This is a genomic window from Bradyrhizobium sp. LTSPM299 (genome assembly GCF_000938235.1).
In the GTDB taxonomy this organism is placed as follows: Bacteria; Pseudomonadota; Alphaproteobacteria; order Rhizobiales; family Xanthobacteraceae; genus Bradyrhizobium.
In genome coordinates, this window is the sequence record NZ_JYMU01000085.1 from 345,959 (window position 1) to 358,796 (window position 12,838).

At 63.6% G+C, this 12,838-nt stretch carries 16 protein-coding genes; 9 read left to right on the forward strand and 7 right to left on the reverse strand.

From position 1 onward, the window contains the following. Nucleotides 1-96 precede the first annotated feature (96 nt). The 9 genes from UP10_RS37310 to UP10_RS37350 are packed head-to-tail and all read left to right on the forward strand — an operon-like array spanning nt 97 to nt 7,469. Entirely contained in the window at nt 97-1,305 is a 1,209-nt protein-coding gene (locus tag UP10_RS37310; RefSeq protein ID WP_050044011.1) for an NAD(P)/FAD-dependent oxidoreductase, read from the forward strand. A 31-nt stretch (nt 1,306-1,336) separates the two neighbouring features. After that, nucleotides 1,337-2,608, forward strand: a complete 1,272-nt coding sequence (locus tag UP10_RS37315; RefSeq protein WP_044592116.1) for an aromatic ring-hydroxylating oxygenase subunit alpha — start codon at nt 1,337-1,339, stop codon at nt 2,606-2,608. Between the two features lie 13 nt (nt 2,609-2,621). Next, entirely contained in the window at nt 2,622-3,107 is a 486-nt protein-coding gene (locus UP10_RS37320) for an aromatic-ring-hydroxylating dioxygenase subunit beta (RefSeq protein WP_044592290.1), read from the forward strand. 13 nt (nt 3,108-3,120) lie between these two features. After that, the gene (locus tag UP10_RS37325) at nt 3,121-3,882 is read left to right on the forward strand and encodes an SDR family NAD(P)-dependent oxidoreductase (protein ID WP_044592117.1); all 762 of its coding nucleotides are present in this window, start codon (nt 3,121-3,123) and stop codon (nt 3,880-3,882) included. A 10-nt stretch (nt 3,883-3,892) separates the two neighbouring features. Beyond that, on the forward strand, nt 3,893-4,207 hold the full coding sequence (locus tag UP10_RS37330; RefSeq protein ID WP_044592291.1) for a non-heme iron oxygenase ferredoxin subunit: 315 nt from the start codon (nt 3,893-3,895) through the stop codon (nt 4,205-4,207). A gap of 1 nt (nt 4,208) precedes the next feature. After that, on the forward strand, nt 4,209-4,886 hold the full coding sequence (locus tag UP10_RS37335) for a TetR/AcrR family transcriptional regulator (protein WP_050044013.1): 678 nt from the start codon (nt 4,209-4,211) through the stop codon (nt 4,884-4,886). Further along, entirely contained in the window at nt 4,883-5,761 is an 879-nt protein-coding gene (locus UP10_RS37340) for a VOC family protein (protein ID WP_044592118.1), read from the forward strand. The genes UP10_RS37335 and UP10_RS37340 overlap by 4 nt, the downstream gene beginning before the upstream one ends. A gap of 20 nt (nt 5,762-5,781) precedes the next feature. Continuing rightward, on the forward strand, nt 5,782-6,642 hold the full coding sequence (locus UP10_RS37345; protein WP_044592119.1) for a VOC family protein: 861 nt from the start codon (nt 5,782-5,784) through the stop codon (nt 6,640-6,642). 47 nt (nt 6,643-6,689) lie between these two features. Then, nucleotides 6,690-7,469 carry an SDR family oxidoreductase gene (locus tag UP10_RS37350; protein WP_044592120.1) on the forward strand — a complete coding sequence of 260 codons (780 nt, stop codon included), beginning with the start codon at nt 6,690-6,692 and terminating at the stop codon, nt 7,467-7,469. Between the two features lie 208 nt (nt 7,470-7,677). On the opposite strand, the gene UP10_RS37355 is transcribed toward UP10_RS37350, so the two are convergent. The 7 genes from UP10_RS37355 to UP10_RS37375 all read right to left on the reverse strand — a co-directional run bounded on the left by UP10_RS37355 (nt 7,678) and on the right by UP10_RS37375 (nt 12,818). Further along, complete coding sequence (locus UP10_RS37355; protein WP_044592121.1) at nt 7,678-8,370, reverse strand: TetR/AcrR family transcriptional regulator; 693 nt, start codon at nt 8,368-8,370, stop codon at nt 7,678-7,680. A 109-nt stretch (nt 8,371-8,479) separates the two neighbouring features. After that, complete coding sequence (locus UP10_RS45560; RefSeq protein ID WP_197087000.1) at nt 8,480-8,641, reverse strand: hypothetical protein; 162 nt, start codon at nt 8,639-8,641, stop codon at nt 8,480-8,482. A gap of 39 nt (nt 8,642-8,680) precedes the next feature. Further along, a complete protein-coding gene (locus tag UP10_RS46435) occupies nt 8,681-8,803 on the reverse strand; it encodes an AMP-binding enzyme (RefSeq protein WP_197087006.1) in 123 nt (40 codons plus the stop codon). After that, nucleotides 8,804-9,592, reverse strand: a complete 789-nt coding sequence (locus UP10_RS37360) for an enoyl-CoA hydratase/isomerase family protein (protein ID WP_044592122.1) — start codon at nt 9,590-9,592, stop codon at nt 8,804-8,806. A gap of 24 nt (nt 9,593-9,616) precedes the next feature. Beyond that, nucleotides 9,617-11,362, reverse strand: a complete 1,746-nt coding sequence (locus UP10_RS37365; protein ID WP_044592123.1) for a CocE/NonD family hydrolase — start codon at nt 11,360-11,362, stop codon at nt 9,617-9,619. Between the two features lie 312 nt (nt 11,363-11,674). Beyond that, nucleotides 11,675-12,091 carry a DoxX family protein gene (locus UP10_RS37370; protein WP_044592124.1) on the reverse strand — a complete coding sequence of 139 codons (417 nt, stop codon included), beginning with the start codon at nt 12,089-12,091 and terminating at the stop codon, nt 11,675-11,677. A gap of 28 nt (nt 12,092-12,119) precedes the next feature. Then, a complete protein-coding gene (locus tag UP10_RS37375; protein WP_044592125.1) occupies nt 12,120-12,818 on the reverse strand; it encodes a pirin family protein in 699 nt (232 codons plus the stop codon). Nucleotides 12,819-12,838: the final 20 nt, after the last annotated feature.

The following is a 12,838-nucleotide window of genomic DNA, read 5'->3' on the forward strand; positions in this document are numbered from 1 at the left end:
TGTTTTTAACTTCGATGCAATCGAAACAATCATTGCGACGGCCTCGCGGATCCCGCACCGCCGAATTGCAAGGGCATCAGGGAGCGAAGGCGGAACGTGTCGACCCAGCCTCGACATATCGTGATTGCAGGCGCGGGCCAGGCCGGTGGACGCGCCGCCGAGGCCTTGCGCGCACGCGGCTTTCAGGGCGCGATCACGATGCTCGGCGAAGAGCCCCACCCGCCCTACGAGCGGCCGCAGCTCTCAAAGGAGATGCTTGCAGCCGCCGACAAGCCCGTGGCCTACATCAAACAGGCCGGTGGCTGGAGCGATCTTAACGTCAGATTGGAGACCGGCGCTCCCGTGACCGATTGCGACGCCGACCGCCGCACAGTCGCGACATCAGATGGCCGCGTCTTCGCTTTCGACCGACTACTGGTCGCGACCGGCACCCGGCCTCGCCGCCTCACCCAGATCGAGAACTCCGGGCTCGAGGTACAGTACCTGCGCAATGTCGAGGACGCGCTGCGCTTTCGCAGATCGATCCAGGACAAATCGCGCATCGTCATTGTCGGCGGCGGCGTGATCGGGCTGGAGGCGGCCTGCGCGGCCGCCAAACATGGCTGCCACGTCACCGTGATCGAGAGTGAGCAGCGCCTGCTCGCGCGCGCGTTCCCTTCCATCGTCAGCGACCTCGTCGCAGCAAAGCATCGCAGCCATGGCGTCGCGTTCAGGCTGGGCGCCACCGTGAGCGGCGCCACGTCTGATGGCATGCGGCTCAGCGACGGCACGGAGATTGCCGCCGATCTCGTGCTGGTCGGCATCGGCGTCGAGCCGGTCGCCACCGTCGCCGAGCGGCTCGGCCTGCCCGCCGCGGGCGGGATCGCGGTCGATGCCTGCGGCCGAACGGCAGCGCCCGACGTGTTCTGCGCCGGCGACGCGGCGTTGCAGTGGAGCCGCTGTCACGGCCGCGCCATCCGGGTCGAGACCTGGGCCAATGCGCAGAACCAGGCGATCGCGGTCGCCGCCAACATGATCGGCGAGCCCAGGGATTACAACGACCCGCCGTGGTTCTGGACCGACCAGTACGACCTCAACATCCAGGTCGCCGGCGATATGCTCGACAGCGACCACATCCTCCGCGGCGACGTTGCATCGGGCAAATTCTCGGTCATCGCGATTCGCGGCACTGACGTCGTCGGTGCACTGTCGGTCAATTCGGCCAAGGACATGGCGATGCTGCGGCGGGTCATTGCGGCCTGTAAGCGCCCGGCCTGCTCAGACCTGGAATCATCGGCCTATGACCTGCGGGCCGCACTAAAATGAAGAACAAAGAACATTTGAGGGAGATATAGCAATGAACGCGTTCCAGCGAATGAACACCGCGCTCATGGTCGATGAGGCGAAGCAGATCTTCAAGGTCTCGCGTCAGGCCTTTGTCGATCCTGATATCCTCGAAGCCGAACGTGCACAAATCTTCGACAAATGCTGGCTCTATCTCGGCCATAGCTCCGAGGTTCCGAAGCCGGGTGATTTCGTCACCCGCCAGGTCGGCGGCCGCACCATCCTGTTCGCGCGCGATGCCAAGGGCACGCTGCGTGCGATGCTCAACACCTGTCCGCACCGCGGCGCGCAGGTCTGCCGTGAGAAGCGCGGCAACGCCAAGTCGTTCCAGTGTTTCTACCACGGTTGGGTGTTCGGCCTCGACGGCACGCTGCGCAGCCAGCCCGGCGAGTCCTCCTACGCCCCCGACTTCAAGGAGCGCAGCACCTCCAATATGCAGCAGGTCGCCCGCTTCGAGGGCTATCGCGACTTCAACTTCATCTGCTTCGACCGCAACGCTGAAAGCCTCGACGACTATCTCGGCGCGGCGAAGGAATATCTCGACGTCATCGCCGACCAGGCCGAGACCGGCATGACCATCGTCGGCGGCACGCAGGAATACTCCATGCGGGCCAACTGGAAGCTACTGACCGAGAACTCGATCGACGGCTATCACGCGCTGACCACGCACGCGACCTATTTCGACTATTTGAAGGCCACTACGGGCGGGCTTGCGCCGGTGCCGCTGGATGGTGCGGCACGCGATCTCGGCAACGGCCACGCGGTGCTCGAATACAAGGCGCCGTGGGGCCGCCCGGTCGCGCAATGGGTCCCGATGTGGGGCGAGGACGGCAAGACGGAGATCGACCGCCTTTATCAGGGCCTGGTGCGGCGTTACGGCGAGGAGCGCGCCAAGCGCATCGCGCTCTACAACCGCAACCTCTTCATATTTCCCAACCTCGTCGTCAACGACATCATGGCGGTGACGATCCGCACCTATTATCCGCAGGCTCCCGACTTCATGAACATCAGCGCCTGGGCACTGGCGCCGCTGGAGGAAACCGACTGGGCGCGCAAATATCGCCTGTACAATTTCCTCGAATTCCTCGGCCCCGGCGGTTTTGCTACCCCTGACGACGTCGAAGCGCTGGAGCAGTGCCAGCGCGGCTTCCGCAACTCGGCCGATGCACAGTGGAATGACATCTCCAAGGGCATGGGCAAGGCGACACCGGCCTATGACGACGAGTTGCAGATGCGAGCATTCTGGTCGAACTGGAACAGGCACGTGTTCCAGGCCTCGGTTTGACGCGGAGGTGATCATGCAAAACATCTCACGCGCCGACATCGAGGACTTCCTCTTCACCGAGGCCGACCTGCTCGACGAATGGCGGCTGCCCGAGTGGCTCGAACTGTTCACGGAAGACGGGATCTACTACGTGCCGTCGACCGACGTTGCGCCCGACTCTTCACCGGACAAGAAGCTGTTCTATGTCGCCGACGACCGTTTCCGCCTCTCCGAGCGCGTCAAGCGGCTGATGAAGCGGACCGCGCATGCCGAATTTCCGCATTCGCGTACCCGCCATCTCGTCAGCAATGTCCGGATCCGGAACCGCAGCGACGACGAGATCGAGGTCGGATCGTCCTTCATCACCTACCGCACCAAGGACAGCGTGACCGACACCTATTTCGGCAGCAACCGCTACCGCCTGGTGGCCGAGAATAGCCGCCTGCGCATCAAGGAAAAGCGCTGCCTGCTCGACAGCGACGGGCTGCGCACGCAGGGCCGCGTCAGTATCATCCTCTAACGGCAAGACGGACATGGACAGGAAGCTTCACAACAACATTGCCATCGTCACCGGCGCTGCCAAAGGCATCGGCCTAGCCATCGCCGAACGGCTGGCGCGGGACGGTGCCAAGCTCGTGATTGCCGATCTCGACGAAGCCGGATTGAGGCAGGCATCTGCGCATCTCAAGAAGGAATTCGGCGCCGACGTCGCAAGCCACACCGGCGATCTCTCCGATCAGGCCACCGCCGAGAAGACGATCAATCTAGCAACCGAAGTCTTCGGCCGCCTCGACATCCTCGTCAACAATGCCGGCGGCGGCATCATCAAGGCGTTCGCAGAGCATTCACCGGAGACGCTGAAGACCACGATCGACCGCAATCTGTGGACTGTGCTGTGGTGTTCCTGGTACGCCGTTCCCAGGATGCGGGCGCAGCGATACGGCCGCATCGTCAATCTCGGCGCGGATTCCGTGCGCAATGGCCTGTGGGATCACGCCGCCTACAACGCCGCCAAGGGCGGCGTGCACGGATTGACCACCGGCATGGCACGCGAATTCGCCAAGGACGGCATCACCGTCAACACGGTGGCACCCTGCGCGGTCAACACGCCGCAGATGGTCGCGATCACCAAGAGCCATCCGGAGCTCGCCGCCAAATTCGTCAGCGTCATCCCCATGGGCCGTCCGGCCGAAATGGAGGAAGTCGCATCCATGGTCTCCTACCTCGCCTCCGCCGAAGCCTCGTTCGTGACCGGCCAGGTCATCAGCGTGAACGGCGGCAGCACCATGCTGTAGGATGATCGCAATGGCTGAGACAATCGTCCTCTGCGCCGCCGACGAGGTGGTCGAAGGCGAGATCAGGCAGGCCCCCCTGCCCGATGGCTCCAACGTCGCGCTCTACCGCGTCGAGGACCATATCTATGCCACCGCCGACATGTGCACACATGGCGAGGCGTCGCTGTCGCTGGAAGGCATGCTCAACGGCAAGATCGTGGAGTGCACCTTTCACTTCGGCACGTTCGACGTCACTACCGGCGCGCCGACCGGTATGCCCTGCGAGATTCCGTTGAAAACATACCCCGTCAGCATCGTTGACGGGAAGGTTCAGATCGAGGTTTGACATGGCAAGCCGTCCCGACACCGCTCCACGGAAATCCGCGCGCCGCGCGCTCGCCCCGCCGCGCCGGCGGACCCAGGCCGAACGCACCGAGGCCACCCGCACGCAGATCCTGAAAGCGGCCGCGAACCTGATCCGCCGCCGCGGCTATGCCCGCTTCCGCACCGCCGATGTCGCCGCCGAAGCGGGCCTGTCGCGCGGCGCGCAGTTGCATCACTTCCCGACCAAGGATTCGCTGGTCGTCGCCACGCTGGAATATGTGTTCGAGCAGGCGCAGGTCCTCAGCCGCCGCCGCGCCGCCGCCGTCAACCGGCCGCGCGACCTGATCGAGGCCGTGATCGAGGACGCCCGCGAATTCTTCTTCAGCGAGCATTTCATGGTGGCAATCGACATCGTGCTCTCGACCTCGACCGATGACGCCGTACGCAAGCAGATCCTCGAGATCTCCCGCAAGGCCCGCCGACCGGTCGAGACGGCCTGGACCGAGGCGCTCGCCGCGAGCGGCGTGGCACCGTCGCTGGCGGCCGACATCGTTGCGCTGACGCTCAGCCTGGTCCGCGGCATGGCGCTGCGCACACTTTGGGACAATGACCCGAAATGGTTCGATGAACTGTTCGCGGTGTGGCGGCGCATGATCAAGATCTTCCTCGAAGCGCAACATCCGAAGGCGCGGGCACGATGAACAACGGCCATGCGACACCGCTGATCAATTCGGTCTGCTACGTTCGCCTCGCGGCAAACGACCCGAACGCCAGCGCGCGCTTCGTGTCCGACGTTTTCGGCCTGCAGCGTGTGGCCGATGACGACGGCGAGATCGCGTTCCGCTCCGACGACCGGTTTCGCACGGTGAGCCTCGGCAAGAATCCGGCCGATGATGCGAGCATCGGTGTCGAGGTCTGGGACGATAAGGCGCTGGAGCAGATCGGCGCGCGGCTGCGCGATCTCGGCTTTACGGCCAAGGAAGCCACGCCGGCGGAATGCCGTCGCCGCCACGTGCAGTCCGCCCTGCTCGCGGAGGACGCCTCCCGGAACCGGATCGACCTCGTGGTGCGCCCCCGCCGCAGCGGCCGGCGCTATTTCCCGCCCCGCGACGCCGGCATTGTGCAATTCCATGGCGTCGGCCTTCGCACTACCGATCATATCCGCGATCTCGCCTTCTGGAAGGCGCTCGGCGCCGAGGTCAGCGACTGGGTCGGCAACATCGCCTATCTGCGGATCGACGGGATGCATCACCGCATCGCGCTCTACCCCTCGAAACGCAATGGCCTGCTCTACGCGGCCTTCGAGGTCGAAGCGCTCGATCAGATCATGCAGAACAGCTATTTCATGCAGGAAAGCCAGATCAAGATCGTGCAAGGCCCAGGCCGCGAACCGGCATCCCGGCAGATATTCCTGCACGTCGAGGGGCCGGACGGCCTGATCTTGTCCTACGTCAACGGCATGGCCGAAATTGGCGACAAGCCGCGGCTGGCGCGGCAATTCCCGCTCATCGCGACATCGCTGTGCGACTGGGGCAGCGAAAGCAAGGACGTGCCCGAACTGGGCGCGCCCGGCTGACCACAACATGGAGACCTCACATGATCCAGCTTAGGGATGTCAGCTACGTCCGTCTCGGTTCGCCCGACCTGGAATCGGCGGAGCATTTCGCCACCGCCTGCCTCGGCCTGCAGATTGCCGAGCGCGGCAGCAAGGACCTCTATCTGCGCTCCGACGCGCGCGCCCATACGCTGTGCTATTCGGAAGGCGATCCGAACAACCAGACGGTCGGCTTCGAGGTCGAGGACGAGGCGAGCCTGCAGGATGCCGCAGCCACACTGGAATCGCTCGGCCACCCCGTCCATGCCGGCACCGCGCAGGAGGCCGAGCAACGCAAGGTGAAGGCCTTTATCGGCTTCCGCGATCCGACCGGAAATCACGTCGAACTCGTGGCGCGGCCGGAGCGCGCGGGCCGCCGCTATTTTGCCAGCCGCGACGCCGGGATCACCGGCTTCAGCCATATCGGACTGAATTCGACCGATCCGGCGCGGGACGAGCGGTTCTGGACCCAGGTCTGCAACGCCCGGGTCAGTGACCGCATCGGCGATATCCCCCTGATGCGCGTCAACGCCATTCACCACACCATCGCGTTGGTGCGCGCGCCGCGCGCCGGCATCCAGCACATCAACCATCAGGTCGAAAGCAGCGACGACGTGCTGCGCTCCTACTATCTCCTCAACGAGAAGCGTGTGCCGATCGTGTTCGGCCCGGGCCGTCACCCGACATCGGGCGCCCGCTTCCTCTACTTCAAGGGACCGGACGGCATGATCTTCGAATATTCCGTCGGCGTCGACGAGATCGAGGATGAGGCGACGCATCGGCCGCGACAGTTCGGTTTCGAGCCGACCAGCTTCTGCATGTGGGGCTCCAAGCCCGCCGGCATGGCGCTTCCCAACAACTGACCACGGCATCGCGCGCCACCAGGCGACGCGGCATTCAACGAGGGCACATGGATCTGGGATTGAGCGGCCGCAAAGCGATCGTATGCGCGGCGAGCCAGGGGCTCGGCAAGGCGAGCGCGATGGCGCTAGCACGCGAAGGTGTCGATCTCGTCATTGCGGCGCGCCGCCGCGAGGTGCTGGAGAGCGCCGCCGATGAGATCGCATCCGCCACCGGGAACCGGCCGATGGCCGTTGTCGCCGACGTGACGACCAGTGACGGCCGCAACGCGCTGCTTGCCGCATGCCCCGCCCCCGACATTCTCGTCACCAATGCCGGCGGGCCGCCGCCCGGCGACTTCCGCAAATTCGAGCGCGACGACTGGATCAAGGCGCTCGACGGCAACATGCTGGCCCCGATCGCACTGATCAAGGCGACGCTTGACGGGATGATCGCCCGCAGGTTCGGCCGCATCGTCAACGTGACGTCGCACGCGGTGAAGGCGCCGGTCGCGATGCTCGCGCTCTCGAACGGCGCGCGCACCGGCCTCACCGGCTTCGTCGCCGGGCTCGCGCGGTCGGTCGCAGAGCACAATGTGACCGTCAACAACCTGCTGCCCGGCACGTTCGACACCGACCGGCTCAAATCAAACCTCGCGGCGCTGGCGAAGAACGCCTCGCGTGGCGTCGCCGAGGTCACGGAAGAGATCCGCACCGCCAATCCGACCAAGCGGTTCGGCCATCCCGACGAGTTTGGCGCAACCTGCGCGTTCCTGTGCTCCGCGCAGGCCGGCTACATCACCGGGCAGAACATCCTGATCGATGGCGGCGCCTATCCCGGCACATTCTGATCCCCCTGGATCATTCCGTTCGACCCGGTCGATGTCGCGCAGGGCGCGCTGTTCGCCAAATACATCCTGCAGGAACGGCCGTCGGCGAAGCGCGACCGACGTGCTGACCCAGTTCACCCAGTCCAAATTCGCCGCTTAGGGCATCCGTGTTGTGACCGGTCTCGACTGGCATCCCCTGCACATCCTGGCGTCATTCGTTGGGACACCATCAGCGCTTGTGTACGCTTCCGTTGCCCTTAAGCCCTTTCCCGAAAACAATTTCCTCGACGAGGCGCCAATACGCCTCGACGACCCTCGGGTCCTCGGACGATAGTCCGCTCGTCACCTGCATTTCAGGACCAAATTCGGAAAGCGTCGCGGTGAGGCTGACCATCATATAGTGGAAAAGGATGGGATCGACGGCGGGGAGGAAGCCTTGTCTCTGAGCCTCCACGATCTGCGGCAGCAGTCGCCCGAGCAGCGGAGCCAACACCGCGTCAGCCACCCATTTCAGCCGTGGACTGTTCGACAACGTCTCCTGCCGCATGAATCGATGGAATTCAGGAAACGCGACCGTGTATCGGAAAAGGGTCGTGTATTCCTGACGGAGCCGCGCCAGCGGTGACAAATCGGATCCTTCGGGCGCCGAGATATCCCACTGGGCGCGAATCTGCGCGAAGGCATGCTCGGCTGCCGCCCGCCACAGGATGTCCTTGCTGCGATAGTGATAGGTGATCAACGGGTGTTGCAGGCCGAGCCGATCGGCGATGGCACGAATACTGGCTGCTTCGAACCCTCGCTCAGCGAATTCCGCGATAGCGGCATCGAGGATCGAGGCTCGCGTCTCGATCGAACGTTGTTGCTCGGCTCTCTTGCGCGGACGGCCGCGACGCTCGGCCGCCAGCCTCGTTTTCTTCACCATTTGGTCTTCGACTAGCATAACTTCCTATCAAACTCCACGCGGAGTATAGGATGGGCCGGCATGAGCCCAACCGGCGGGGGCGCCTCATTGGCGCCTTCCCATGCGTTACCTACGCGCTGACTTTCGCCGCGCGCGCAAATTCCTCGATCATCGCCGCACGCATCGCGAACCTATGAACCTTGCCGGTCACAGTGGACGGAAAGCCCTCCACGAACCGGATATGCCGCGGGATATTGTAGTGCGAGATGCGGTCCTGGCAGAATCTGCGCACACTCTCCTCGTCGAGCGCGGCACCGGATTTCGAAATAATTCAGGCACAGAGTTCTTCGCCATACCTCGCGTCAGGCACACCAAATACCTGAACATCGCGGATATCGGGGTGTCGGTAGAGATACTCTTCGACCTCGCGCGGACAGATGTCCGCGCAGGCGATCTATTTACCTTCGAAGACGAGTGGCGGCGGCTCGATATCCTTGTCGAAGGCTTTCGCGGTGTTCGCAAAGCCGCGCTGTGCATCTGGACCGTCGTAAAGCTCCATCGCGACGTCGAGCATCACGAGGTCCGCGGCGGCGACGCCTCCGCTTGACCACGCCTTGAGCAAGGTGCGCGTCGCGGCATAAGACCTGGTTGGCCCTGTCGCGAGTTGCCGGACCAATGCCACCGCAGTCGTGGACAGCTCGTTCTCTGGCACCACATGTGTCGCAATTCCAAGTACGCCTGCTTCGCGCCCGGAGATCGGCTCACCGAGCATGGCAAAGCGTGATGCGTGCGCCCGGCCGGCACGCTCGGCGATCCGCTGCAGGGCACCAGCGATCGGCAGCATTGCCGTCGTCACCTCGACGCAGCGAAAGGTCGCATTCTCGGCCGCGACGAGAAAATCACATGCCAACGCCAGCTCGAAACCTCCGCCGAAGGCAATCCCCTGCACCACGGCGACCGTCGGGACCTTCAGCGCCTCGATCGCACGATAGGACACGTTCACGTCGGCGACAAATGTCCTGAACCAGTTGATGTCCTTGCCCGGCCATTCCCGCACTTCGCCGCCAAAGCTGAAATGAGGCCCCTCGGCGCGGACCACCAGCACGCGGATGTCGCTGACGCTGGCCTCGTGCACGGCGGTTCGCAAGGTCTCCGCGAAGTGCAAGTCGACCCGGTTGAAGGGCGGATCGGCCAGCACAATATTTCCTATGGCGCCGTCTCGTTTAAATCGGACTGTCGTCATTGCAGCACGTGCTCCTATGCAGGGTCAGACTGGACGCCGGTTGGTGGGCTCGGGGATGATCGGCAGCAGCAGATGCGAGGGGCGCTCCGCGTCGCGGTAGACCCGGTGGGTGACGGTCGTGCTGCTGCAGACGTGGTAGGGAATGTATTCGACGTTGGTCATGGCGCCGGTGCCGGTCGGCACATCCATGGACGTGATGTCGACGCAGATCCGATGGCCCGCCTTGAACTGGTTCGCGGTCGCCAGAATCTGGATCTGATACTCAACCACTTCGCCCGGCTTGACGGGAGCAATGGCATTCTGCGTAAGCCTGTGGAATGGCTCCCAGGGCTTAGAGCGCTTCTCATCGAGCGCCCGGTACGACGCCTTCAGCCAGCCTCGCGTCAGTTCGCGCTCGGGCAACGACGTCGGGACATCCCTTTCGCCCTCGCGCGCAGTGCGAACGGAAACGTCCGGCCCGACGTCCTTGAGCACGATGATCCAGTTGGTGTCGTCCCGATCAATCGCCGCGTAGAGCGTGAGCGTGATCGGGCCGGCGACGGTGACGTCCTGCGGCAACAGATCGGTCATGTAGCGCAGGCGCTCGACCTTTGTCGTCCGCGTCACCGGCATCTGCGTGAAGACGTCAGGCTCGCGTGCCGCGGCGCCAACCTCGGAGGCAGGCCGCGGCGGCTCGGTCGACAGCGTCTCCCAATGCGAAAGATAGTATTTCGTCCACTGCGTTTCCGGCAGCGGCCAAGCCGCTCCGGTCCGCCACTCGTTGGCACCCATGAGCCAGTAGCGCACGGGCGGTTCGTCCATGATGCCGGTGTCGTGCCCCTTCAGCCAATGGTCGTACCAACGGATAATCTCGTCGTGATATTGATGGAACGGACGCTCGAGGTGAGCCGGCCCCGTGAATAGCAATTTCTTCGGGGCATCGACGTTCTGAAAGTAGTGCTGCGCACCGAGCCAATGGAGCTTGTAGGTATACGCATAAGCGCCCGAGCCGGTGTAGAATGGGATTTTGATCTTCTTGAAGGTTTCCTCCGCGCGTTCGACGGTGCCGTCGAACTCCCAGGGGTGGGTCATCATGAGATACATGATGAACGTCCGCTGCCCCTTCTGCGTGAGGATGTTGTAGAGATTGATGTACTGCTTGAAGTCCGGATTCTTCATGGCCCGACGCCAGAGCTCTTCCTCTGCGGCAGGAAGCTCGCCGGGACGGTCGCGGGACTCGTGAACCGTGCTGAAGACGTCGAGCAGATAGGGGAAGCTGTGCAGCACGCCGCCTGGATTGAAATCCCTGAAGCCGAACATGCCGCCATAGGCGCTGCAGGCGTCATAGGGGAAGATAGCCTTCAGCGCCGGATGTCCTTGGGCTGCGGCGCGCCATTGTTCACCGGCATAGCCGGAGATGCCGACCATCCCGACCTTGCCGTCCGACCAGGGCTGCTGCGTGATCCATTCGATCAGGTCGTAGTGGTCCGTGTCCTCGTGGCCATAGTGCCCTTCCGACTTGGCAGAGCCCCTCGGCTGCGCGATCACATGGACATAACCATTGGCGATGAAGCGCCGCGTGTCCCCCGCCTCGATCGGACCGAACCAGAGCGGTGCGTGCGCCGGTTGCGGCGGCAGGATATCCGCGATGTCTGGCCCCTGGATGTCCTTGTTGTGCAGCGCTGACGCATACAACACGGGGTACTTGGCAGCGGCGTCCGGGCGGTAGACGTCGACCACAAGCCGCGTGCCGTCCCGCATGACGACGGTGATGTCGCGTTCCTCGATCATCGTTTCACCCCGGATGTTCGCGCCGCCCTTGGTGGGCGACTGAATTTGTCGAGAAGATCGAAGGCAAGCCTCCCGCTCGATTGAACGGACCATGGCATTTTACTTTACGATCGTAAAGTATAATCCCACACTCTCGTGGAACGCCTCGTTCTACCGGTGAGACAATCCGCGCAGGCAAAGGCCGGACCTACGCGCGAGAAAACAGCGTCAAGCAGAAATCAAGAGCCCCGTTCCACCTTCATCGGAACGAGGCCCTTGAAGCTCTGATAGACGGCGCGTCCAGGAGCCTTGATAAAGCGGAGTCGAGGCTCGCTAGCGGGCTGACGCAACGGCCGCGTGTCGCCCGGAACTGCGGTTGTCGAGACTGAACGCGCCCGCGCCGAATGCGGATATCTGAAGCAGGCCGCCGGCCATCATCACGTTCTTGAGGAAGTGGATCATCTGATTCTGGTCCGCGAAGTTGCTGTGGAACGACACCGCCGTCGCGATCGAGAACAAGGCCAGCGCAGTTCCGACAAGGCGCGTCTGATAACCTGCGATGAGCAGAAGGCCGCCGCCAAGCTCAACGATGACAGCCACAGCATAGGCCAACGGCGGGACCGGCAGACCCACGGCGGCAATCATTGCGGTCGTCTGACCGTAAGCGGCGAGCTTGCCAAGGCCGCTCATGGCAAACGGAAGGCCGATCAACAGACGGCCAAGAAACGGAAGATAGCGGATAGCGTCCATGGGTTTATTCCTTTGCTGGTGTGCGAGGTCAGGCGGCATCGACGAGAATGAATTCAGCATGCTCCTCGGCCGTGATGATGAGTGCGGGCTCGTCGATGGCGGCGATGCCGTCACCGGCAGCAACCCGCTGCCCGTTGACGAGGATCACGCCCTGGGCGGGAGCGAGATAGCTGTGCCGAAATCGAGACGTCGCATGGGTCAGAGTCGTCCCGGCAAGGAGCGTGGCGCCGAGGATCCGCGCATCGGCACGGATCGTGAGAGTCTCGGAATTCTCCGGATCTCCACTCGCGAGCTCGATAAGGCGTCCGGCGCGATCCGCCTTGGGGAATTTGCGGCTGTCCCAGCGCGGCGTGCCGCCGCGATGGCGGGGCAGCAACCAGATCTGGAAGAGCTTGAGGGGGTCCTGGTCGCGGTTGTGCTCGGAATGACTGATCCCGGTTCCGGCGCTGATGACCTGAACGTCGCCAGCCACGGTTCGGCCGACATTGCCGGCACTGTCTTCGTGGGTTACCGCGCCCTGCCGGACATAGGTCACGATCTCCATGTCGGCATGGGAGTGGCGGCCAAAGCCTGCGCCGGGCGCGATCTCGTCGTCGTTCCAGACCACCAGGGCACCGAGGGCGCTATTGGCCTTGTTGCCGTCAGCCGACACCACGAAGTGATGGCGTGCCTTGAGCCAGCCGCGATCACCGTGATCGAGCGTTTCCTTGGATCGAAGTTGCAGCATAACCGTGCCTCGGGTTCGGA